A 23,640-nucleotide genomic window follows, 5' to 3' on the forward strand; every position below is an offset into this window, starting at 1 on the left:
ACTAAAAGTCTAGCAACCGGATGCCGCACTGTCAAAATTTTCCCCAGTCTCTCATGCACAAAAGACGCGGATCTTCAACTTCCTTTGCCTGGATGAGGACGCGAAAGGTGTCACCCATGCCGCCATCCGGCAGCATGAGCTTTTTAAGCGCCAGGCGGGTCTTCAAAAGTTCCGTTTCCGTTGCCCCGCTCTTTTCCAGGGCGAGCATCTCCTCCATCAGCCCCGCTCCCAGCAAAAAACGGTACTGTTCGCCGAACCAGGCCCTGTGCAGCCCGCATTTCACTCCTTCCCTGATAAGCGCGGTGAAGTTGACGTGGCTGGTTATGTCCTGGGCTCCGACGCGGGTGTATGGATCTTCGCAGGTGGTGTGCTGATAATAGCAAAGCAAGGTGCCGTTCTTGCGCATGGGGGCATAAAGCTCATCCGCTTCATAGCCATAATCGATGGTCAAGACAAAGCCCTTTTCCAGGGTATCTGCCACCGACCTCAGCCAGCCCGTAGCGGCAAGATTTATTTCCCCCCGCTGTCCGGCAAGAAGAGTCACGCCGTTTTCTTTCAGATAATCGGCCAGAGCCGGCGTGGACGGTTCATCGAGCATCTCGCCGAACTCGCCGTCAATTGCCGTCACATAAACTTCCATCAGTCCGGCGGGAGTCATCTCCACCAGGTGCACCGGCATGGCATCGATCAGCTCGTTAGAGAGCACGCAGCCCGAAAAGTGCAGTCTGCCTGCGGCAAGATCCTCCGGTGCCGACCAGCTGAGGCGGGCAAGATGCCGGGTAAGTTTTTCCTGCTGGGCCTCTTTGAGAGTCGGTTCTTTTTCAATCAAGCGATAGGTCAGGACGTCGTAGAAGGAGCGGTTTGTCTCGGCGATGGTATCCAGGATATCCCTGGCCAGCTGTCCTCCCCCTGCTCCAGCTTCGGCGATGGTGAAACTTTCCGGCGAGCCGAGTATCTCCCACATCCGGGAGATCTCCCTGGCAATGAGCCGGCCGAACATGAGATGCACGTTCATGCTGGTGTAGAAATCGCCCTCCGCGCCCACTTTCCGCCCGGGAGAGGTGTAATAGCCGAGCCCCGGCTCATAGAGGCAGGCAGCCATGAAATCGGCGAAGGTGAGCCGTCCTGCCTTCCATATCCTCTCAAGGAGAATATCTTTTAAAGCTGGTGTACTTTCCATCGGATCTCCAGAAAATGTAACTTTATAAAACAAGGGCTTTCAAATGTCAACGTGACAACCCCTGGCCGGAATCAGGGGTAGGAGGGACTACACCCATAGATGCCGGTCATTTCCATTGCGATGGCCTTCAATTCTTCCCGCAGGTCGGACGGTTCCAGGACCTCCGCATGACGGCCGTAGGAGAGGATCCAGGCGATCATCTCCATCCTTCCTCCTGCCGTAAATGAGAGTACGATGCTGCCATCCTGCTCTTGGCGGATCGTTTGCGTCGGGTGCCAGATCCGGTCGCTGATGGTATGGGCAATGGTGGGGGAAAAGCGGATGCTGACCGCCATCGGTGTTTCTTCCACCATGCCGAATGCCGATTTGAACTGGTCCTCCGGGCGGAATTCCTCCGGCATCTCGAAGCGTTCCTTCGTCACTTGGACTTTTTTTATCCGTTCAGCAGCGAAGGTGCGGATTGCCCGGCGGTTGTGGGCATAGCCCAGCAGGTAGAGCCCTCCCTTGTTGTAGATGAGAGTGTAGGGATCGACCTGGTATTCCTCGGCAGATTTTTTGGTGGGGGGGCCATAGGTGATGGTCAAACGATACTGGTAGAGAAGAGCGTCGCGGATGGTTTTCAATTGTTCGGCGACACCGCTGTAGTCGCGTGCCCCCTGCAAGAGCGGCAGGGACACCCGGGCTATGCGGTCCATATGGGCGGCATAGCGTGGGGGGAGAACCGAGTTGACCTTGTGAAAGATGGCATCCATGTCTTCGTGGAAGGACGTGCCCTTGAGAATGTCAAGCTGGGAACGGAGGAAGGAGAGGGTCATCAGTTCCTGGAGAGTGAAGTTGATGGGGGGAACATCCTTGAAGCGGGTGAGGAAGCGGTAGGTCTTCGAGCCGTTGACCCAGTCGGAGACCAGCGGGTAGCCGGCCTCCTGGATAGCGTTCAGGTCCCGGTGGATGGTGCGGCGGTTGACTCCCCCTTCTTCGGCCAGTTCTTCTATGGTGATGCCATGGCGGGCCTCGATCAGCCGGATGATGTCATGGAGCCGTCCGGCCTGGGAATACTTCTTTGCCGGTTTACCCTTCTGCATTTGGCTCCTGTCCCCCTTCACCGGCAGGTTTCTTCCTTTTCGGACGCCGCCGCCTTTTTTTCTTTACCGCTTCTCCCTCTACCGCCACGGTTTCAACCGGTTTTTCCACTGTCCTGGCAGGAGCTTTCCCCCCTGATTTGCCGTGGTTTCTACCCTTTGGTTTGGCTGCAGGTTTCGATTCAGGCTTCGGCCGTGGCTTGGTCCGCTTGTAATCATGGACAAACAGCTCGTCTTCGGCCCATTCAACAGGAATCTTTTCTTTTATGTATTCGTGTATGTCCTCGATGTGGAAAGCACCGTCTTCATCGGCCAAGGAGATAGCTTTGCCCTCGGCCCCGGCCCGGGCGGTGCGGCCGATACGGTGGACATAGTCTTCCGCATCCTGGGGCAGGTCGTAGTTGATGACATGGGAGACCCCGTCGATGTGCAGACCCCGGGAGGCGACGTCAGTGGCGATCATGATGGGAAGCTTGCCGTTTTTAAAGTCCTCCAGAATGCGCATTCGCTTGCGCTGCTCCACATCGCCTGAGATGACTCGCGCCGGGAATTCATTGGCGTTGAGCCGGTCGTAAAGATATTCGGCTTCCCGCTTGGTGTTGACGAAGATCATGGTCCGGTCCATGCCCTTTTTCCTCAAGAGCCCCAACAGCAGCGGGAATTTCTCCTTCCTCGCCACATGGTAGAGAACCTGCTCCACCCGCTCCGCCGTCATTTGCTCAGGGGTGACGGCCACCTTTTCCGGCACGTTCATGAACTCGTAGGCCAACTCCATGACCCGCTGGTTGAGGGTCGCCGAGAACATCAGGTTCTGCCTCGCGTCAAAGGGGGGAAGACGGCGGAGGATGAAGCGCAGGTCGGCAATGAAGCCCATATCGAACATGCGGTCGGCTTCGTCGATGACAAGCGCCTCGATGTTCTTGAGGCTGTAGACCTTCTGCTTCAGGTAGTCGATGAGCCGCCCCGGTGTACCGATGACAATATCTACCCCCTCCTTGAGGGCGTTTTTCTGTTTCATGTAGTCGACGCCGCCATAGATGGCCTGGATGTTGAAGCCCGTATATTTGCCAAGGGCCTGTGCATCCTTTTCGATCTGCACCACCAGTTCCCTGGTCGGGGCAAGGATCAGCGCCCGTGGATGGTGTTCGGTGCCGGCTTTTTCCTGGTTCAATAGTCTGGTGAAGAGGGAGATGAGAAAGGCGGCGGTCTTGCCGGTGCCAGTCTGGGCCTGTCCGGCCACATCTTTTCCCAGAAGAGCCGGAGGCAGGGCTTTTTCCTGGATAGGGGTACAATCGGTGAAGCCGGTGTCGGCGATGCCCTTCAGCACCTGTTCCGGCAGATTCAAATCGGTGAATTTCATGGGTTTAATCCTTCTTTTGGTATTTTGCAGTCATCCGGGCTGGTCAGGCCGAAGCGCGGCTCGCGAGGAATTCCTCAGCAGTGCAGACCGTGAGAACCGGCTTCCGGTAATCCTTTATGTTGCGCGTGATCAACCAGGCGATCTCCTTGCTCAGTGCCGTCTGGTATTGAATGGCATCCTCGAAGTCGTTGAAGCCTGTGTTCAGCGCCAGGCCGATAATCTTGTCATCCACTGCCAGCACCGTCACCAGCTGCCGCAGCTTTTTCAGCACCTCTATGGCCTTTGGGGAGGAGAGCTCTTTTCTCAGGATGTAGAAGAGGTTGGCGAAGGTGAGCGACGACACGCATGCCTTAATTTCTCCCCTTTCCACGAGAGTGAAGAGCCGTGCAGCAGGCTGATAGAATGGTTCACGGCTGGTTAATATGTCGAGAATGATGTCCGTATCGACGAAGACGGTTCTTTTCACCGGTATTTCTCCGTCAGGTATGCAGCATATTCGTCCTTGCGACGTTTTACCCGGTCCGGTTTTATGAGCCCGGACAGTTCGGCCACCAGGGGAGTGATATGCTCCTCATGGGGAACAGAGCGGGTGATCTGCTGCAGATAGTTCTCAACCAGCTTTGACAGACTCTTATGCTGCTTTCGGGAGAATTCCTTTGCTTGCTCGATGACGTCCTTCTCCAAGCTTAGTGTCAATTTTGCATTCATGATAGTACTCCTTTACGTATTATTTATCAGAATAAATACGTAAAGGCAAGGGTGATTGTAAGCAAAGCAGTGGTGCTGGCGCGACTACAAGCAAATTCTGGCAAAATTCCACGTTACGCTGTATGTTAACGTTGTAGTTAAGCCGCATCCGGGCTTCGGTCAGCCATGGATGACCTGGAGAGGCTGAAGGGAATGCTGCTCTAAAAACCAAAAAGATCACGGAAATTGATATGACCCAATCCTTCATCCACATCGAATCCCCCAATTACCTGAAAGCCGAAACCCTGGCCAGCCCGGCCGACTGGTCGGCCATCTTCGGCAACGATCGGCCGCTGGCCCTGGAAATAGGCTGCGGCATCGGCGATTTTATTGTGAAAACCGCCATGGATATGCCGGAAACCAATTTCATCGCCATCGATTATTACAATAAGGGGTGTTACAAGACCTGCCGCCGCATTGATCTCCACTGGCTGAACAATGTGCGGGTTCTGCGGGAAGAGGCACGGCAGTTTATCGTCGAGCGCATCGCCAAGGGCTCTTTGTCGGCTGTCTACATCAACTGCCCAGACCCGTGGCCGAAGAAGAAGCACCGTAAACGACGGCTGGTGAACCCCCAGTTCATGGACTTCCTCCGGGACTACCTGGCTCCTGGGGCAGATTTCTATTTTGCCACTGATTTCGACGACTACGGTATTGACGTGGCGGGGATGCTTCCCGGCGTGGAGGGATTCGAGAACTGTCTTGCCCCGGACCTTTACCGGCATGAGTTGGAGGGATATCATCTCTCCAAGTACATGCTCAAGTTCATGGGGGAGGGGAAGCGGATCTACTTCGTGCACTATGGGAAATCAGGTGCCCTTTGATCAGGCACCTGTTTGACTACTCTTCCTGAAACTGTTCGACAGCTGCCTGCAATCTGCCTATCTGTCTCCCGAGCTTGTCGAGGGAGTCATTCAGAGTCTGTACCGAACTTAGTTCTTCATCTGTGGCAATGCGGATGTTTTCCACCGCATTTATGATGCGCTCACTTCCCTTGCCCTGCTCCTGTGTTTCAACCATGATCTGACTGATCATGTCGCTCACATGCTCGGTTGCCTTAGTGATCTGTCCCCCCACGAGACATTGCTCCTGGGTGGCGTTTTTTACGATCCTTGCCAGGTCTCCCATGCTTGAGGCGGCCTTTTGAACTATTTCTCCACCTTTCTCCTGCTCCCGGTTGGCCGTTGCAATCTGGCTTACCATTTCACTCATCTGATGCATGGCCGTACTGACATATTGACTGGTGGTCGCCTGTTCATCCATGGACCGAGCGATCAAGTCGACCCTTTGTGAATTCTGTTTCACTCCCTCGACGATCTTGATGAGAGCCTCTTCCGAGGATCGGGAAAGTTTTTCTCCCTGCGTAACCTGGCTGGTCGCATCCTTGATGGCCTTGACTGCACGCTCCGTTTCCCCCTGAATGCCGCGGATGACGTCGGCGATCTCCCTGGTGGAATTTTTTGTCCGGTCAGCCAGTTCCTTGATCTCATCGGCCACTACAGCAAAGCTCTTGCCGTGCTCGCCCGCCTGCGCCGCAATGATCGATGCATTGAGTGCAAGCAGGTTTGTCTGGCCGGTCACCTCGTCGATGACCGCCAGAATGGTTCCGATATTGTCCACATTGGCTGACAGATTGTTGATGGCGTCTGCAGTGACCATAGTTGAAGAGTTGATGGCCTTAATGCCCTCGATGATGGCGTCCACCGACTGTTTCCCGTGGTTGGCGTCATTCAGTACCTGCTCCGCTATCAACACGCTTTCTCTTGTCGTTTTCTCAACCTGCTTGATGGTGGCATCCATCTGGGTGGCAGATGCGGAGGTATTTGACGCCGAGTCAGACAGGGTAGTTACGTTGGCGCCAACCTGGTGAATGGCTGCCGTCATCTGGGTAACAGAAGCGCTTACCTGTTCCACCATGTCGGCAAGAGCATCCATGTTGATAGCCGTCTCTTCGATGCCGGCAACCATTTCCGTAATCGAGGAAGAGGTCTGGGAGGCGGAAGAGGAAAGACCATCGACACTGCCGGTAACCTTTTTCACGGATGAACTGATTTCCATGACTGTAGCTGAAGTCTGCTGAACATTATCCACCTGCTGCCTTGCCGAAACCACAACTTGGGTGGAAACCTCTTGCAGCGTTGATGAAATCTGTGCCAATTCATTGCTGGACTGGCGGACACGATTGACAACCATGCTCAGATTTTCAGTCATGTTATTTATATCAACCGCGAGCTGACCTATCTCGTCGGATGTGCCCACTTCCAGTTTCTCTGCCAGATCCCAGTTTGTCGTCACATGCTGGATGTGATTTCGCAGGGATGTGAACAGTTTCATGCTTTTCTTCAAGGATAAATAGAGCGGCAGCAGTGCTCCTGCCATGATGCCTGCGAAAAGCAGTATATTGATAAGGATTCCCTTCCAAATGGAGGTATAGAGCTGAGAGACATCTTTGGTAGAAAGGAGGATGCCGGCAGCGGTGCCGGACGCGTCAAGTACAGGGCTGATTCCGACCACATATCTGCTGTTGCCGATGGTGATGGTTTGCACAAGATCTTCTTTTAGGCCCTGGTTTAACTTTCGGCCCAGCTTGGCCGCCAGTTGCAGCGTCTTTTCAGGGGCTGTCGATTCGAGAATGGTGAAATTGCCTGCCTTTTTCTTGTTTATCTCCGCCTTCCTCAGTTTGATGAAGTCTTCCACGAGAAAAAGGCTCACATCATTGCCGGTAATCCCCTTCATCTGGTCAAAGACGTGGTCGATTTCCTGGGCTACTTCCAGATATCCGACCGGGTTCCCTGCGTGGGAAATGGGACGGACGCTGCGCAGTGAGAAGAAATTTTTTCCCATCTCGAGGCCGCTTGCTATATTGCCGGTGGCGGCCGCCTGAAGATAGGTCGCCCTTTGCAACCGGTCTCCTGACTGCTCGGGTTTGTGGGCTCTCAAAAACACCGTGCCGTCAGGTTCGATGAAATAAAGATGGGTGATGTTGTTGTTCTGTTTCAGTTCTGCGAGAATTGCCGCAGCGTTTAGCATGAGGAGTTCGCGGTTTTTTGCCGCAAAAGGGGCGATTATGTCATCGAGCCGGTCCAGGCCCGAATGGGCGCGGGCAAGTCCTTCGCCGTCGATGGCGATCATTGATTTGAAAAGCCGGCTCTCATCGTGGGCCAGTTGACTATGACTCTGCTCTATTTGACGTAACTGGTTAAAGTAGCTCCATAAGCCCATCACCAGACTTCCAGCGAAGAATATGCCGGCTAGGGTAGCCAACACCCGCTGCTTAATGGTGAACCCCTTCTTCATGAAACCCCCTCTTCAATCATAATAGAAAAAGGGATGAGCAAATGTTGTACCGTGCTCATTAGGTGAGGGTCCTCCAGGATATGAAGACGCTTATCCGTGGCCTAAAGTCCGCAACAGGTGCAGTCTGATGGCATCGGCGAATGCTTCGTCCCGATCACCCTCATAGACTAGCGAAGAGCCTATCTCGGCTGCCAGGATGGCAAAAAGGTATTTCTGAGGCAATTTTTTGACACGCTGCCGGTAACGGGGCTCCTCCCTGAGCATGCGGGGGAGGTGATTGAGAATGGCCTTACGGAACAGAGGCTGCAGGCACAGCTCCGGGTGGCTCTGGAAATATCTGAAGAGACGGGCGTAATGACCATTGATCTCGCTGCTCAGTGCATCGGAAATTTCCGTGTAGAGGAGTAGCGGGTCCTCCCGGTGGCGTTTCAGAATGATCCTTGCTTCATCGGCGGCTCTTTTCTCCAGGATCTGCAGCACGTCCGACACATACCGTTCCTTGTGTTCCATGAACTCCTGCTCGGTCAGGAGCAGATTGGCTATGATCTCGTAGGAAGAGGAGATGACGCCGCATTTGTTGGCCGAGGCATCGCGCATGATGATGACTCCCTTTTGCTGCAGCTGGACACGGGCTTCCGGGGTGAGAAAGGAATTGGCTCCCTCGATGACGACCCTGGACGATGGTCTGCCGTCGTCCAGGAAATACTGCTGCCAGTTGTCCCGGTCGATGGTCTCGGGGCGTCCCCCTGCGGGTATGAACAAATCGGCTTCCACCGTGAAAGGCAGGCTGTCGAATTCCCTATGAAACTCATCATTGGAGATCCATTCCTCTGCCAGACCGGTTTCGGTTTTCCTGACCTTGCGGTAGAGCTCCTTCAACCCGTCCTTGCGGCTGCCGGTGCGAAAGAGCATGAATCCCCCCTGGTGCAAAGCCGCCGGATCAAAGGCATCCAGATCTTTTTTCAGCACTATCCGCGAGAGCTCGTTCCTGTCTGCCCCTGAAGGATCAAAGAGGGCAGCCGTGCCGTCGAGGATGAGACGGATGGACATCCGGGGACAGCGGTCAAGCATGATGCGCATGGCGTTGCCGGCCACATCGCCGTTAGGCCCGCCTGTGAACTTGACGCTGAAAAGATCCCGACCCATGCATATGCCCACATGCTCCATGGTGATCTCGGCAAACCGCACCACGCCTGTGGAGGTTACGCCATACTCCTTGTGGTTGATGCCCACTTTCTTGCTGGAGATGATGCCGATGCCGAGCATGTAGCCCCTTTGGGCGGAAAGTCTGGCGATGGTTTCGATCATGGAGTCGTGCATATTTTCATCGGGACCTATTTCAATGGGCTCGTCTTCCCGGTAGTAATCCTTGACCCGAGGATCGCTGGCAATGCCGCCGTCAGTTATGAAAATATCCAGGAAGGCGTTGATGATGCCGTATTGCAGCTTGTAGAGGCGCCAAGTCTCCATTTCCCGCTCCCGCGGACTGAGATCGGAAACATTCAGCACCATCACCAGTTTGGAGCCCCCCTCGTAAATATCCTTGTTTTTCAGGTGCTGTGTATGGGCGAGAACGAAGTTTTCCCGAAAGAGGGTGCTGACTGCAGCACGAAAATCATCATCGCTGCGGGCGATGATCGTGCGCCAGCCTCCCCGGGCGATGTCGGAAAAACCTATGTGATAACCAAAACCGAAGCGACTGAAGAAAAAGGTAATGCGAAAAGGTATTGCCTGGGGCAGGTCGGCGGTGAATTCGGGGCCAAGTGCGGCCAGGTAGGCAGGGTCCAGGCGAAAAGCCAGGGCTTGTTTCTCAAGGACGAAAAAATTTGTCTTTAAAGTATGGGTGATGAAGACCAGGCAAGAGCGGAAGATCGTCCGGCGAAGTTCGTCAAAATGTTTATGCCCGGTGTTGTACTCGTCCACCTCCCGTTTGGTATCGGCGAGTATCGTTGCATAAGTGGCTTCAGTAGTACCGGTTGGATCGAAGCGTGTCCGGAAAAGGCGGACCAATTGCAGGGCCATTTCCGGATGTGAGTGGAAGGCACTTTTCACTTCCGATTCATCGAATCTGTCAGGATTGTTGTGGGACAGACTGCTATGACAGAAGGCCATGAAGGCGCTGATCAGCGAAGCGTCTTCGCCATTCATCAGGCTGTTCATGACCAGATCACGGTACAGCAGGGATTTCGTGGATAAAATCTGGGTATTATAGAGCTCCTGCTGCAGACGGGTGAAAACCTGATCCTCTTTTGCCAGCGGTTCTCCGTCCCGGTGCAGCACATAGAACGTGCCAAGGAAATACGGGTGGACGCCGTTGGAGACGGTCAGGCAATAGGCCCGGTTGACGGCCAGCGACAGCCGGTTGAAGACCTCCATTACCTGAAAGAGAAAATCCTTTTGTGGGGGATTGCCGACAGCAAACAGGATTCTGGACTCCCTGCCCCCTGGCAGTTGTTCCAACCCCAGATAAAGCCCCCCCTGCTGATTACCCCTTTGGAGCAGCTGCAGAATCCGGGCAACCCTGATCGGCGGCGATATCCTGACATAGTTCTCATTATTCAGCCAGAGGATGCGGAGTAGCCGGTCCAGGTCTTTCAAATCAAAGGCGGGAAACCGGCTTTTCAGCTCGCTGACGATCTTTCTTCTGATGGGAGATGGTACCTCAACGTTCCTGCCGCCAACTATCTCTTCATTACTTTTGCGGTCGAACTCGAAACGCTGGATTTCCAGTGCCTGTTCCATGCCCGGCATCAGTCCATGGGAATGGGTAAACATGGCATAGGAAATATCCCGCTCCTGAAACCGGCGGAGTGAATCATACAGGGTCCCGGGAGCGTTGACCATGGCCATGATGAAGGTCTTGTCCCGGTCGGCAAGGATCAGTCTGCGGTTTTCCCGCAGTGTCCCCAGTCCCTTCTCCAGCAGAGTGAGTGCTCCGGGTTCATCCTTCATGGAGATGAAAAAGTAAGGGTTCATCTGCTCTTTGAGCCAGTGAACGTTTGCGTTTTCGCCTTTTTTCGCAGTGATTGGACTCTTCATTGTTGTCGCCTCCATAACGCCAATAGCTCGCGCCACTCCATTACCTTAGGAGTATATCCTTCGAATTAGAAAATAAACCATGGGAGTGGCAGGGATGCAAGGTGAAAATTGGAGGGAAGCAGCGGAGGCAAGTGGCCGACAGCATGCATTGGCAGGTATCAGAGGTAAAAAAAGCCCCGGTTTTCACCAAGGCTTATTAAGCATCCATTTGTTCGAGAACTACATTCTGGTCACATTTGCCGCCTGGAGACCCTTGGGTCCTCTGGTTACGTCAAAGGTTACCTTATCGCCTTCGGTGAGAGATTTGAATCCATCACCCGTTATGGCAGAAAAATGGACGAACACATCCTCACCGTTCTCCTGCTCAAGAAAACCGAACCCCTTGCTGTCGTTAAACCATTTTACCGTGCCTTTTTCCATTACTTTTTATCTCCTGGTTGATGTGATTTTATCCGGAGTATTTCCGGATATTGAAAAAACTCTAACAAATAATTCAACGTTGTCAAAAGAGGGCTAATTATATTTATTTAATTTTTAAATGCAACAAAAAAATCAGATCAAACCTTCCCTGGAGAGGGAGTCTGTAATCTCATCAGCCAGATCCTTGCTCACACTTACGGCATTGCCCGGTTCCGAACTCTCAAAAGTAGCTGCCCAGACCAGTTTGCTGCTGCTTGTATCGAAGAGATGCACCTGTATGGTGGCAACGTTATAGGTGGTGACCACGGGGGGCTCATAAAAGGTCGATGCGCCTCCGTAATAGCCATACATGTCCCAGTATGGAAATGCTGAGGGATACCAGTAGCCTGGATAATTATCCATATAGCCGGGCTGGACATTGGTCCTTTTTTCCATGTTGGTGGTCTGCATGCAGAGAATCCCTTCGGCTCCCGATTCCTGCACCGCTTTTTCCAGCGCCTGCCTTTTGGCGAGTGTATCTCCATTCTTCAGGTACATGTGGGCAGGCACCGCTTCGACACCTCTCTGCTTGAGTTCTGCACTAAGCACGTCTTCATATATTTTCTGGTTACTGTGGTTTTTGGTAACCCGTGAGACCAGCAGCTTCTGATACTTCTTGCCCTGGTTCGGTGCATGCCATGAGTCGACCATACGGGTTGCTGCACAAGAAGTAACAAACATCATCAGCAACAGGAGCACCGGGAATTTTGCATGGAATGGCTGCATGTGGTAACCTCCTAAATGAAGTATGTTTAATTATACCATGAATCTATTCGGTGCAAGACAGATTGGGAGCAATGTGGCTGGATCGGGGGAGGAATGCCTCAGAAGGTATTTGAGACAATAAGGACCGGTATCGAGGCCTTTTATGGTGGGGCCGCCGCCCTGGTTGTCAAGTACGATGAAGTTTCTAAAACCGAGCGAAACGGCCGGTTTGCCTTTGCCAGGAAAATAAGAACAGAGGCGGGTGATTTCGCCTTTCACTTTAAGCGGAGCGATATTCCCTTCACCGATACCGAGAGGAAATTCGGGGAGGAGCTCGCCTCTGCCTTCCAGGTGCTGTTCAACGGCTTCAAGAAAAATGGCCATGAAGCCCATTACCGGACAGCCCTGCTTTCTTCGCTGATGGATATAGCCATTGCCCGGTATCTGCGCCGTGAGCACCATCGGGCTTTCTGGTCCATCCAGAGGCTCATCCAGATGCTGAAGAACCTGTCTTATCACCGCAACGAGGGGGTACCGGCCACTACCGGCTTCATCATCTACCGAAAGCAACTGCATGCCTTCCGCGATGCCTGCAGCGGTCCCGAATTTTCCTGGAATGTTTTCAAACCCAACCTGAGTATTTCGCCGGAATTCTTCGCCTCTCCCCTGACATACCGGCTGGTGGACGGCATGGGAACCTACTTCACCAGCAACATCAACATGCGTGTTACCGGCATGATCAAGTTCGACAGTTATGGACACTGCGATGCCGTAGAGCGCCTGTACCATGCCAACACGTTCGGTCTTTTGAACAGGGCAGGGAAAGGGGCTTTTGCCGTGGATATCAATTTCAGTTCCGAGCTGGAGGTAATGACCTGTCCCGACAAGCTCTTTGTCTGGCGCAGGGGAAACTGGAGCCTGTTCGATCCGGACATCTACAAGTATTTTCTCGATGGGAGCATGGACGAGCGGGAACAGGAGCTGTTGATCATGACCCTGTACTCACTGTCCAAGATCCGCCACGGTACCATTGTTCTTATCTGCGAGCAGGAAAAACGAGTTCTGGATTCCCTGAAGAAGGGCTCGGTCGGGGGGCATGATTCGCTGAGCAGCATGCTCATCGACCAGGTGAAGGATCTGAAGGTGAGTGATCTGAAGAATTCCGGGCAATTGGTGAGGATTCTTTCTTCTGATGGCTTGACGGTATTCAACGAAAAGGGTGAATTGCTGGATACGGGTCTGATAATAGACACATCCATGACCCCTGACCTCATAACCGGCGGGGGGAGAACAACGGCGGCAAGCGCTGCGTCGCTGTTGGGGAAGGTGATCAAGGTCTCGGAAGATGGGCCGATACAGCTCTATGACAAGGGAAAGCTGGTCTACATGTTCGGCTGACGGACAGGAACCCTGGCATACACCAGATACTTTCCAACCCCTCGCTCACTTAAGTCCGGCATCTCGGCTGCCTGCTTGCGTTATTCAAAGGCAAGTCAGATGAAAAAACCGCTCAGGCGTGTATGGAGATCAGTGTCGGTGCCGGCTTCCTTTGTTACCAGTGCTTTGCGTTCCCTGAGGGGCATCAGCTTGATGAGGTGTTTCCGGGCACCGGCTTCATTGCCGGCTATGGCAGTTGCCATCGTGCAAAGGATCGGCAAGGGGAGTCCGTTACGGTATCCTTCGATGAGCTTGCCGATCTCTTCCCGCCGCTTTTCATCGGTCCATGATCTGTAAATATCGGCGCCTATATTTTCAATCATACATACCTTTCCTGTTACCAGATGTCGATTGCCGGCAGAGTCCTTTCCTGCATTTCGATGGCTTTCTGCCAGCAGTCCCGGTCTCTTATGAGGAGGCTTTGGCTTCTATTCTGGCCAATCTTTCGCACATAAACGGCAAAATCTCCGTTGGAAAAGTGGATAACGCGGCCATGATCTTTGCCAAGGTCTTCGGCAACGATATCGATATTCTCGTTTTTGAGAAACTCCCGGATGAACCTGCAGTTTACTTCGCTGACGCAGGCGAAATTGCCTAATGATTCCTTACTGACCATGATATTAGCCCCGCCGAATACCTTTGCCTTGAGAAAGCGCTTCTGCGCCCCCTTTTTCAGCATCTCGTTGATCAGGAGTTCCATGGCATGAATGCCGTAACGACCGGCTTCGGAGACATAGAGAGGAAGATCCCTGGAATATCGCCGGTTGCTGAGCAGGAAGTGGTTCATGCCGATGACCTTGCCGATCGGATCATAGAGGCATGCGGAAACGCATGAGCCGAGCAGGGTCGAAATCACGGTCGCATCTGTCGCCGCATGATATTCGCCCGGGTCAAGAATAACCCTTTTGAACCTGCCAATTGCTTCGATTCTCATGCCGTTTTTTCCGCGATATGTACAAGGGCTCGTAGAAGTTTATGAGAAAATATCATAGCAGGATGTGATAAGGAAACAACTATTTATCGATAACCGATGGGGGAAACGGCGGTTGAAGGCGGGGCAGGGGCACCATTGCACGGTGCCCCTGGGGAAGAGTATCGCTACTTCAGAAGCTGGATGATGTCCACGGCAGTCGGATTACCTGTCGTAACCGTTTGCAGAGAGGATGAATAGGGGAGGAAACCGCTCGCGTCAACATGGACACGATAGGTCCCGCTGGGGACGAAGGAGCTGAAGGGAACCCGGGGACCGCCGCTTGTGGCGTTGGCGAAAATGCTGCCGGCAGCGATGGCGGTGCTACTTGCCTGGGGAACGACGGAGACGGTAGCCGTCGACCAGTTGCCCAGGGTCGAGACGTAGCCGGTCAGTGAACCGAAGCTGTTGTAAACATCTCCTGACTGAACGATGCGGATGCCGGTGGGTTTGAGGACATACTTCTGATTGCTCTGGTTGCTACCGGTGATGACAATGGCGGTATTGGGGTCAAAATCGATGACGATGGCGTTGATGACTCCCGCCTTGACATCGACTTTCCCGATAATCTTCAGCCCCGACTGCTGACCGCTGGGAGTATCCAGGGGGATGGTCTGACCCGTTTTCAGCACGACATAGTTGGCCGCGTTCTGCCCCTCATTGGGTGCCAGGACAAGCCGGATCTGGTTATACTTCCCGGCCGGCAGAACGACCTCGCCCAGCGCTTCCTGCACAAAGCGCAGCGTCAGGATGTCGATCTTCCTGGGTGTTGTGAATGCGGCGACGACGGGGAGTCGGGCATCGTCGTCCTTGGCATTTTCAAGGCCTGCCGGTACGACGCGGACTTCCTTGATTGTGATGAACACGTTGGCAAAAGCATCGCTCTGGGCATCGGTCAGCCCGACCTTGAGTGTGCCGGTGGGGGTGGAACTGCCGCCACCGCCACAACCTGGCAACTGCGAAACCGCCAGTGCCAGCAAAACCGCCAATGTCAATCCCCATAAACTTCTTACCTTCTTCAGCATGACAACCTCCTAGCAGCGAATTTCCCCTTGTTCCCGGCCTTTCGGAAAAAGAAAAGCCGGGGCAGAAATATCGATGACATTTCGGCAACCCGGCTGTCTCAGAGAGACCCTTTAGGCTTTCCGCCCCATCCTCGCGGATGGTTGAGTATTATCGTCTACCACCAGGGGTATTAATGTTGTCGACATTATGCATGGCGTCCAGTGAAAGTCAAGGCATTCGGAAAACGGGGGTTATTGCAGACGGTAGCGTATCGGATAGGATTAATGTACAGGGTGCAGTCTGAACTTTTCCGTAGAGAAAACTCTATAAAAAAAGTAGAGTATGTAATAATTTTGTTGATCATTTTTATAGTAAATGTTTATATGTATTGAAGTTGTATTTAGCTTGAATGTGAGAGGCAATTATGAACGCAGCGACCAGCATCATGCGCTATTACAGGTTTTTTCAGCAGCGGAATGCAAGGCGTGTCCTTGATTATGGTGCCGGCAAGCTTCGCAATTCTCTCTTCCTTTCCGGTAAAGGATTTAACGTTTTCGCCGCAGACTTGCCGGAGCAGATAGGCCGGATGAAGGAAGAACCTGCTGCCAGTCGCCTTGCCGGACTGATTGAAGCTACTGAACTGGAACAGACAAGGCTCAATGTGGATCTGGTCATCTCAAATTTTGTCTTTAATATTATTCCTGATGGTCCGGAGAAACAGCTTTATCTGAGAAATACGGTGAGAAACCTGCGCCGGGACGGCTATCTGCTGGTTGAGGTGCGCTGCCGTCAGAACCTGGTACCTTGCGGCAGCGGCTGTACCCATTACATGAAATGCAACAGCTGCATCAAAACCTATTCCCATGATGAGTTGGACAGGCTGGTCACTCCCTACGGCTTCAAGCGAATCTGCCATTATTACCGTCACCGGGCTTTGGCAGCCGTTTATCAGCTGGTGGACGACCATGGGTGGGAACTCCGGGTGCGACCTCAGAGCGTTTACTGCTGTTAAACCAGGCGAGGACCTTTGCTCGCTCTTTCTACTTTCTTGAGATTTTCAGCACACACGGCGCGGAACGTAGATGAAATCCTATTGTCGCCGGCAGCCCGGTCCCTAGGTCAAGCTGAGCCGCTTCCAGGTATCGCGCGAGAGACTCCTCTCCAACGATCAGGTCGCCAATGATATCCTCTCCGCGACGCGCCAATGCCACAAGGGCATGATCATCATTCCAGTCCGGAAGTCTTGATGGCAGCCCGAGAGTTGGGCCAACGCGCTGAGCAAAGGCCATCCCCATAAAGCCATCGGGACGCATGTCTTGAACGAACCAAGGAAGATGACGGTATGTCTGCTCCCGGGTTGTAGCCGGCTGCCAATGGAACCCTCCACGGATGGATAGAAGATCACCCAACGGATGGGCATTACCCTCTTCATCAATGCGATATGCCGGAAAACGGCATCCTGCTCCGCGGACATCTCGCGGCCGAGCATAATGGGTTGCCTTCGACTGCCCTAAGGTTAAGACCTGGTCCTCCAGACTCGCTATCAATCGAGGCATGGTTGCACGACATAAAAATATAAAAAGATGCTGGGTTTATGAAACGCAAGATCAAACGGAATATTGATAGCGGCATCACAGGGGAGGGCAGCAACCTTATCTGTCTTTATGTCCCTTGTTTTCAGGATTTTACAAGCTTGGAAGCAGTGATTACACCAGTGAAGTCTGAGGGGATGCGGATATGGATGGGATAGTTGCCGTTCCTGTCGAGCAGATAAGACGACATAAGCCTCCTCCTGTGTAGCAAACTGGGTACACTGGGGCAACAAGGCTAAACTGTAGTCAAAACAATGGGTTAGGGTTCTGGCGGAAGCACATGGGAATCGAACCCACCAGGGAGATTTCTCATCCCCCTCACCGGTTTTGAAGACCGGGCCGCCCACCAGCGACGGTCGTGCTTCCCCTTTGTTTTCTGTATAGATAAAGCATCGGGTCTTGCTAGTCAACACAAAGTTTATTTCAGGAAATTTCCCTACCCATATTGGTTATTCGCGACCGAAATATGCTTCGGATGCTGCCGGTTTGTCTGAACATTACAGGTGCTTCATTTAGGCAGAACTTTTGCAGGAGGACAAACGCTGTGCCAGAAAATGGATCGGAGATATCGAACAATGAAACTAACGATTTTTGCGATTATGGCATCTTTGCTGTTTGGCTGTACCAGCTCCTTGCATCCTACCTTGAAAAAGCTGGATACCCTTGAGCCTGGCGTGGTGAAAACGGCGGCGCTGGGGGGGACCATGTATGAAACAGGCTATATCAGGGCTTTACCCGGTTTTGTTGCTTCGACTAACTACTACCTGCCCGAAATGGACAATCTGGTCTTTCCACCGGTTAAAAAAGGGACTGTCTGGGTGTGTAACGGAAAATTGTCCAGCGGCGATTACCTTTGTCTCTGTCCTGATATTTCCGAAAAGGATGTTACCACCAGCACCGGGATTCCACTGGCGACCAAGCTGCCCCTTTTTATCATCAAGCCCTGGGGGGAGTTTGCCGGCTTGTATTACACCGACACCGATCGGGAGTCCGGGCAGGTAAATCATCTCCACGGGCTTTTTGTTTACACGGATGTTCCTCTGGAAGACAGTTACAAGGCGCGCCTTGTCTACAGCGGCAGAACGGATTCCGCCATTAGCCTTACCTATCAGGAGTTCAACGGGACGATGAAAACTCCCACGCTTTCCCAGGTCCTGACCTACGAGATGACATCGGCGAATATGATCAACGTGAGAAATGTCATGATCGAGGTGATGGATGCGACCGAGTCGAAAATTAAATATGTAGTGAAGAACTGAAAAAAATTACGGTTGTTTCTTCAGAGGGGGGCATTGCCCCTTTTTTTGTTTTTGCTACGCAGACTCACGCTTGGTGGTGCTTCGGCAATATCAACAGTTGACAAAGCCGGTTGTTGAATGGAAAATGAGAAAATTTTTTTAACGGGAGGATTTTTTGGAAACCGTTTCAGTGGAACTTGTTGTAATTGCAATCCTCATTGTCATCAATGGTTTTTTTGCCTGTTCCGAGTTTGCCATTATCTCGATCAGAAAAAGCAGGGTAGCTCAGCTTGTGGCTGCCGGCGACGAAAGGGCGATGATAATTGAAGCCTTGCAGAAGGATCCCCACCGTCTGCTCGCTATTGTCCAGATTGGCGTGACGGTGGTAGGTTCGACCGCCTCCGCAGTGGGGGGGATAATCGCTGCGGAGCACCTGAAACCGCTTTTGCAGCAGGTTCCCTACGAACTGGTCAGTGATGCGGCCGAGCCTCTGGCCGTGTCCATCGTCGTCATCATTGTCTCCTACCTGAGTCTGATTATCGGGGAACTGGTACCGAAGACCATCGGCCTTCAATATGCCGACACCATGGCCTTATATATAGCCAAGCCATTGAACCTTCTGGCAAGGGTCAGCACCCTCGCCGTTTCATTTCTGACTATTTCAAGCAAGGCTGTACTTTCCTTGATGCGCATCGAAGGGGAGGGGCGGGCCTTCATTACCAGGGAAGAAGTGCAGCATATTGTTGCCGAAGGCCATGAAACCGGGGTTTTCAGTGCTGCCGAATCGGAATATATCCGCAATATCTTCGATTTCACCCACACCAGTGTCCGTGAAGTAATGGTTCCACGCACCAGGATGGCTGCCCTCGACCTGGACCTTTCCCGCAAGGAAATGCTGGATTTTGTCCTGGAAAACGAATATACACGCTATCCGGTATTCCATGGCAGCGTGGAGAACATTGCCGGGGTGGTCCACCTGAAGGATCTCTTGGGGCGAATCGTCACCGAGCCTGATTTTGATATCAACACCATTATCCGGCCTCCCTTTTATGTCCCGGAGGGAAAGCGTGTCAATGACCTGTTGAAGGAGATGCAGAGGAAGAGGACCCATATGGCCCTGGTTGTGGATGAATATGGAGGCTTAAATGGTCTGGTGACCACGGAAGACCTGCTGGAGGAACTGGTGGGAGAAATAGAGGACGAGCATGACATCGGCCCGGGACGGGTGCAGAGACTGCCTGACGGCAGCCTCATGGTTGATGCCCTCATTTCCATCAATGATGTGGAAGACCTGCTTGGCATCAAATTGCCGGAGGATATCCCCTATGACACCCTGGCCGGCCTGATTCTGGACCAGTTGGGAAGGTTTCCTGAGAAGGGGGAACGGGTGGAATGGCATGATTACACACTGGTTTGTGAAGAGGTGAAAAAGACTTCGATAGTCAAGGTGAGGATTGTCGGGAAGAACGGTGATTAGTGATTGGTGATTGGTGATTGGTGATTGAGGGGCGCTTTTGGGCGCCCCTTTTCATTCAGGCATGTCTGCTTTTCCGTTTGTTGCCGACGAATACCGAGATGAGTATGGCAATGGTCAGGGAGCCGACGATGACGCCCAGGGAAAAATAGATGGGCATTTCGAATACATCGCCGAGCAGCATTTTTGCACCGACAAAGCAGAGGATGAATGAGACGCCCAGTTTCAGGTAAACGAACATGTCCATGACGTGGGCCAGCAGGTAGTAGAGTGACCGAAGCCCCATTATGGCGAAGACGTTTGATGTGTAGACGATGAACGGGTCGTGGGTGACCGCGAGAACGGCGGGAATTGAATCGACGGCAAAGATCACGTCGCTGGATTCCACCACCAGCAGGGTGAGGAAAAGAGGTGTGGCGGCAATCTTGCCGCACTTTCTGATGAAAAAGCGGTCGCCGGACACCCGCTTGGTGACCGGAACGAATTTCCTCACCAGGCGTACCAGCAGGTTTTTCTCCGGCTCGATATGATCGTCTCCGCCGAAGGCCATTTTTATTCCGGTTACAACCAAAAGCCCGCCGAAGATATAGATCATCCAGTGGAATCGCTCTATCAGCCCGATACCGAGGATGATGAAGACCCCTCTCATGACCAGTGCCCCCAGTATGCCCCATTTCAATATCTTGGGCTGGTGGTGCTTTGCCACATGAAAGTAGGAAAAGATCATGATGAAGACGAAGAGGTTGTCCACGGACAATGATTCCTCAATCACGTAGCCGGTCAGGAACTCCAGCGCCTTGACCGGTCCCATGAAATAATATACGCCGGCATTGAAAATCATTGCCAGGGAGATCCAGATGATAGTCCAGGTAAGGGCTTCACGGAATTTGACCTCATGGGTCTTGCGGTTGAAAACCCCCAGGTCGAGAACGAACATTACGGTCATTACAGCGGCAAAAGCCACCCACATGATTGTCTGATTTGACACTAAGATCTCCTGACAGCATATTTATTTGGATTCAAAAAGGAAAAAACGAGGGAGAGCCTGAAACTCAGGCTCTCCTCCAGCGTCGGATTACCGGGGGCGGTAGGCCATCGCCTCAAGTTTAGCGATCCGCTCTTCCATGGGGGGGTGAGTGGAGAAAAGATTGAGCAGTGCGCCGCCTGTCAGCGGGTTGACGATGAATAGATGGGCTGTTGCCGGACGGGCTTCGTGCATGGGAAGCATCTGTGATGCGCTCTGCAGCTTGCGCAGGGCACTTGCCAGAGATAAGGGGTTGCCGCAGATTTTTGCCCCCGATTCATCCGCCATGTATTCACGGGAACGGGAAACTGCCATCTGGATCAGCATTGCCGCTATGGGGGCGATGATGGCCATGGCCAATCCGCCTATTGCACTTCCCCCTCCTTCTTCGTCGTTATGCCTGCCGCCGCCGAAGATTGCCGCCCACTGGAGCATGTTTCCGAGCATGGCGATAGCGCCGGCGATGGTGGCGGCAATGGTGGAGATGAGAATGTCGCGGTTCTTCACGTGGGACAGCTCATGGGCCATCACCCCTTCCAACTCCTCTTGGGTAAGGATGCGCAGGATTCCTTCCGTGGCAGCCACTGCCGCATGCTCCGGGTTTCGCCCGGTGGCGAAGGCATTGGGGCTCTCCGACGGGATGATGTAAACTTTAGGCATGGGAAGGCCTGCTTGAATGGCCAGCCTGCGGACCATGCCGTAAAAGGCCGGGTTTTCCATCTCGGTTATCTCTTGGGCACCGTACATGCGGAGAACGATCTTATCGGAAAACCAGTAGGAGAAGACGTTCATGGCGCAGGCCACGAAAAAGGCGAAGACCATGCCGCTTCTGCCGCCAATGGCGCTGCCCATGGCAACCATCAGCAGGGTGAGGCAGGTCAGGAGCAGGGTAGTTTTCAGTCGATTCATTTTTAACCTCCATTGAGTTTCGTCCGGGCAAACATAAAAGACCTTTACCCAGACGTGTTGATATCGCGTTGGATAAAGGTCTTGCATGCGTTGACATATGTCGCGGCCCCTGGTCCGGGCCTTTAGCAGAATGTCGAAAAACTGCTGCGGAGCCGATCTGCTGCGTTACCACTTGCTCAAAACCTCATCGTACAATGGGTACGTTTCGGCTTTTCGCTCGTTTTAGCCTTGCATTTCGGCTTCCTCTCGACGTTTTTCGACAACCTGCTGGCCGTCCTGACGAACTGAGGGTCGGCCATTTCTCCGGCCGATTGCTACTCCCCTTTACTGCTACAAATATATGCAAAGCGGTGGGCTATGTCAAGGATCGTGACAATTTAAGATTCGGTCAACAGGATAGCATCGGCTATCTGGCGCAACGACTTTCGCTTGTCCATGGCCAGTTTCTGCATTTTGCGAAAAGCCTCCGGTTCTGTCAGACCCTGGCTACGCATGAGCACCCCCTTTGCTCTTTCGATGACCTTTCTGCTTTCTATGGTTTCCTTCAGATCTTCCACCTGTTCCCTGAGTTCGTCCATTTCGTGGGCGTGGGCAAAGGCCAGCTCCATTGCAGGCCACAGGTCCTGGTCGCGGAACGGCTTGGTCAGGAATGCGGCTACACCCGCTTCTTTTGCCTTGGCCACTGTCTGCTGGTCCATGCAGGCGGTCAAGAGCAGAATCGGCACTTTCAGTTTTTTGCGGATGGCCTTTGCTGCGCTGATGCCATCCATTTTCGGCATGGAAACATCTAAAATGGCAATGTCCGGCAGGCGGCTCAAGGCCGATGCAACAGCCGCCTCTCCGTCACTGCATTCTATTATTTCGGCAAAGCCGAGATCCTTCAGCTTATTTTTTAGGCTCATCCTCAGAACCGGCTCGTCGTCGCATATCAGTACGCTTCTCAATAGAATCACCACCTTATCATGATTTTGCCCTGTAATTACAGCTCTCTACATTATTGAAACAGCACAAAGCATTCCAAAGGCGAAGAAGTGGTGGTATATAGATAGGCAGGCTTGTTACAAATTTTTCAGGAGTCAATATTGAAAAAGAAAATTGCCATTATTGCCGTACTGGCCATATTGACTGCGGCTATTGCTTACTTCGTGTTGCGCGAAGAACCCGATACAAAAAGACTGGCTGTTTCCGGCACCATAGAGGTGGTTTCGGTGGAGGCCAGCTTCAAGGTCCCCGGCAGGGTCAAATCCCGCCTGGTGGATGAGGGAGAGACGGTCCGAGTCGGCCAGGTTCTGGCCCTCTTGGAACCGGAGGACCTGAGCCATGATGTGGCACGCCTTGAAGCGGATAGGTCGGTGATGGAGGCTTCACTGGCCGAGCTTGAAGCCGGGTCGCGCCGCGAGGAAATTGCCCAGGCCCAGGCAGCTGCAGCCAGGGCAGAGGCTGAAGCCAACCGGCTGGAAAAGGAATATCAGAGGGACAAAGCCCTGTTTGCCAGGGAAGTGATTTCCCAGAGACAACTGGATGCATCCGGAACTGCCTTTGAGACTTCCCGGGCGGCTGTCAGCGAGGCAAGGGAGGGGCTGGCTCTGGTGCGCAAAGGCCCTCGCCGGGAAAAGATCGATCAGGCCAGGGGACGGCTTAAGGAAGCGCAGGCGGCCCTCGCCCAGGCTGAGACGAGACTTGGATATGCCACGTTGACCTCCCCCATCTCGGGATTGGTGCTGTCCAAACATGCGGAACCGGGTGAACTGGTGGCTGCGGGCACCCCCGTTGTCACTCTGGGGGACATCACCGATACCTGGCTGCGCGCTTACATCAGTGAGACCGATCTTGGTCGCGTTAAGGTGGGACAAGCGGTGCTGGTGAAGGTAGATACCTATCCAGGCAGGAGCTACCGCGGCAAGGTAACGTTCATTTCTCCGGAGGCCGAGTTTACGCCGAAAAATGTACAGACCGAAAAGGAGCGGGTAAAACTGGTCTATCGCATCAAAATTACGGTCCCCAATCCACAGATGGAGCTGAAGCCGGGCATGCCTGCCGACGCGGAAATTCTTCTATCTGCGCACCCTCCCTCAATCCCCCCTGTGGAATAGGGGGGATTCGAACGCAAGTGAGTAGAGGGATG

At 53.1% G+C, this 23,640-nt stretch carries 21 protein-coding genes, 1 tRNA gene and 1 riboswitch; of the genes, 6 read left to right on the forward strand and 16 right to left on the reverse strand.

From position 1 onward, the window contains the following. Window positions 1–31: 31 nt before the first annotated feature. The 5 genes from GEOB_RS08740 to GEOB_RS08760 form a co-directional block, all read right to left on the reverse strand. Window positions 32–1,180, reverse strand: a complete 1,149-nt coding sequence (locus GEOB_RS08740; protein WP_012646844.1) for a class I SAM-dependent methyltransferase — start codon at window positions 1,178–1,180, stop codon at window positions 32–34. Between the two features lie 71 nt (window positions 1,181–1,251). Further along, complete coding sequence (locus GEOB_RS08745; protein ID WP_012646845.1) at window positions 1,252–2,262, reverse strand: helix-turn-helix transcriptional regulator; 1,011 nt, start codon at window positions 2,260–2,262, stop codon at window positions 1,252–1,254. Further along, window positions 2,249–3,619, reverse strand: a complete 1,371-nt coding sequence (locus GEOB_RS08750) for a DEAD/DEAH box helicase (RefSeq protein WP_012646846.1) — start codon at window positions 3,617–3,619, stop codon at window positions 2,249–2,251. The genes GEOB_RS08745 and GEOB_RS08750 overlap by 14 nt, the downstream gene beginning before the upstream one ends. Before the next feature lie 43 nt (window positions 3,620–3,662). After that, window positions 3,663–4,085, reverse strand: coding sequence for a type II toxin-antitoxin system VapC family toxin (locus GEOB_RS08755; protein ID WP_012646847.1), 423 nt, complete (start codon window positions 4,083–4,085; stop codon window positions 3,663–3,665). Further along, window positions 4,082–4,327 carry a DUF6364 family protein gene (locus GEOB_RS08760; protein ID WP_012646848.1) on the reverse strand — a complete coding sequence of 82 codons (246 nt, stop codon included), beginning with the start codon at window positions 4,325–4,327 and terminating at the stop codon, window positions 4,082–4,084. Before GEOB_RS08760 ends, GEOB_RS08755 begins: the two co-directional genes overlap by 4 nt. 230 nt (window positions 4,328–4,557) lie before the next feature. Between GEOB_RS08760 and trmB the strand changes: the two genes are divergently transcribed. After that, window positions 4,558–5,190, forward strand: a complete 633-nt coding sequence (gene trmB, locus GEOB_RS08765) for a tRNA (guanosine(46)-N7)-methyltransferase TrmB (protein WP_012646849.1) — start codon at window positions 4,558–4,560, stop codon at window positions 5,188–5,190. 16 nt (window positions 5,191–5,206) lie between these two features. Here trmB and GEOB_RS08770 read toward each other — a convergent pair whose 3' ends face one another. From GEOB_RS08770 to GEOB_RS08785, 4 genes are all read right to left on the reverse strand, one after another. Beyond that, entirely contained in the window at window positions 5,207–7,663 is a 2,457-nt protein-coding gene (locus tag GEOB_RS08770; RefSeq protein ID WP_012646850.1) for a methyl-accepting chemotaxis protein, read from the reverse strand. A 90-nt stretch (window positions 7,664–7,753) separates the two neighbouring features. Continuing rightward, on the reverse strand, window positions 7,754–10,702 hold the full coding sequence (locus GEOB_RS08775; protein ID WP_012646851.1) for an NAD-glutamate dehydrogenase domain-containing protein: 2,949 nt from the start codon (window positions 10,700–10,702) through the stop codon (window positions 7,754–7,756). Between the two features lie 219 nt (window positions 10,703–10,921). Continuing rightward, window positions 10,922–11,122, reverse strand: coding sequence for a cold-shock protein (locus GEOB_RS08780; RefSeq protein ID WP_012646852.1), 201 nt, complete (start codon window positions 11,120–11,122; stop codon window positions 10,922–10,924). 132 nt (window positions 11,123–11,254) lie between these two features. Next, window positions 11,255–11,887: a DUF4136 domain-containing protein gene (locus GEOB_RS08785; RefSeq protein ID WP_012646853.1), complete on the reverse strand. Its 633-nt coding sequence runs from the start codon at window positions 11,885–11,887 to the stop codon at window positions 11,255–11,257. A 93-nt stretch (window positions 11,888–11,980) separates the two neighbouring features. Between GEOB_RS08785 and GEOB_RS08790 the strand changes: the two genes are divergently transcribed. Further along, window positions 11,981–13,264 carry a hypothetical protein gene (locus tag GEOB_RS08790; RefSeq protein ID WP_012646854.1) on the forward strand — a complete coding sequence of 428 codons (1,284 nt, stop codon included), beginning with the start codon at window positions 11,981–11,983 and terminating at the stop codon, window positions 13,262–13,264. Between the two features lie 95 nt (window positions 13,265–13,359). Here the strand turns inward: GEOB_RS08790 and GEOB_RS08795 are convergent, their stop codons facing one another. The 3 genes from GEOB_RS08795 to GEOB_RS08805 all read right to left on the reverse strand — a co-directional run bounded on the left by GEOB_RS08795 (window position 13,360) and on the right by GEOB_RS08805 (window position 15,298). Next, window positions 13,360–13,626 (reverse strand): hypothetical protein, encoded by a 267-nt coding sequence (locus tag GEOB_RS08795; RefSeq protein WP_012646855.1) that lies wholly within the window; start codon window positions 13,624–13,626, stop codon window positions 13,360–13,362. Window positions 13,627–13,640: 14 nt separating this feature from the next. After that, the gene (locus GEOB_RS08800; protein WP_012646856.1) at window positions 13,641–14,237 is read right to left on the reverse strand and encodes a chemotaxis protein CheD; all 597 of its coding nucleotides are present in this window, start codon (window positions 14,235–14,237) and stop codon (window positions 13,641–13,643) included. Window positions 14,238–14,401: 164 nt separating this feature from the next. After that, window positions 14,402–15,298 carry a DUF4382 domain-containing protein gene (locus GEOB_RS08805; protein WP_012646857.1) on the reverse strand — a complete coding sequence of 299 codons (897 nt, stop codon included), beginning with the start codon at window positions 15,296–15,298 and terminating at the stop codon, window positions 14,402–14,404. Window positions 15,299–15,378: 80 nt separating this feature from the next. Continuing rightward, window positions 15,379–15,455, reverse strand: a riboswitch (cyclic di-GMP riboswitch). Window positions 15,456–15,702: 247 nt separating this feature from the next. Between GEOB_RS08805 and GEOB_RS08810 the strand changes: the two genes are divergently transcribed. Continuing rightward, window positions 15,703–16,290, forward strand: a complete 588-nt coding sequence (locus GEOB_RS08810) for a class I SAM-dependent methyltransferase (RefSeq protein WP_012646858.1) — start codon at window positions 15,703–15,705, stop codon at window positions 16,288–16,290. A gap of 848 nt (window positions 16,291–17,138) precedes the next feature. Here the strand turns inward: GEOB_RS08810 and GEOB_RS08820 are convergent. Next, window positions 17,139–17,236, reverse strand: a tRNA-Sec gene (locus GEOB_RS08820). A gap of 209 nt (window positions 17,237–17,445) precedes the next feature. Between GEOB_RS08820 and GEOB_RS08825 the strand changes: the two genes are divergently transcribed. Next, a complete protein-coding gene (locus GEOB_RS08825; RefSeq protein ID WP_012646861.1) occupies window positions 17,446–18,129 on the forward strand; it encodes a hypothetical protein in 684 nt (227 codons plus the stop codon). A 154-nt stretch (window positions 18,130–18,283) separates the two neighbouring features. After that, the gene (locus GEOB_RS08830; RefSeq protein WP_012646862.1) at window positions 18,284–19,585 is read left to right on the forward strand and encodes a hemolysin family protein; all 1,302 of its coding nucleotides are present in this window, start codon (window positions 18,284–18,286) and stop codon (window positions 19,583–19,585) included. Window positions 19,586–19,640: 55 nt separating this feature from the next. On the opposite strand, the gene GEOB_RS08835 is transcribed toward GEOB_RS08830, so the two are convergent. From GEOB_RS08835 to GEOB_RS08845, 3 genes are all read right to left on the reverse strand, one after another. Then, complete coding sequence (locus GEOB_RS08835) at window positions 19,641–20,570, reverse strand: TerC family protein (protein WP_012646863.1); 930 nt, start codon at window positions 20,568–20,570, stop codon at window positions 19,641–19,643. A gap of 87 nt (window positions 20,571–20,657) precedes the next feature. Continuing rightward, window positions 20,658–21,515, reverse strand: coding sequence for a zinc metalloprotease HtpX (gene htpX, locus GEOB_RS08840; RefSeq protein WP_012646864.1), 858 nt, complete (start codon window positions 21,513–21,515; stop codon window positions 20,658–20,660). A 377-nt stretch (window positions 21,516–21,892) separates the two neighbouring features. Then, on the reverse strand, window positions 21,893–22,468 hold the full coding sequence (locus GEOB_RS08845; protein WP_327049824.1) for an ANTAR domain-containing response regulator: 576 nt from the start codon (window positions 22,466–22,468) through the stop codon (window positions 21,893–21,895). Between the two features lie 129 nt (window positions 22,469–22,597). Between GEOB_RS08845 and GEOB_RS08850 the strand changes: the two genes are divergently transcribed. Next, window positions 22,598–23,608, forward strand: coding sequence for an HlyD family secretion protein (locus tag GEOB_RS08850; protein ID WP_012646866.1), 1,011 nt, complete (start codon window positions 22,598–22,600; stop codon window positions 23,606–23,608). Window positions 23,609–23,640: the final 32 nt, after the last annotated feature.

The organism is Geotalea daltonii FRC-32, assembly GCF_000022265.1.
Classification (GTDB): domain Bacteria; phylum Desulfobacterota; class Desulfuromonadia; order Geobacterales; family Geobacteraceae; genus Geotalea; species Geotalea daltonii.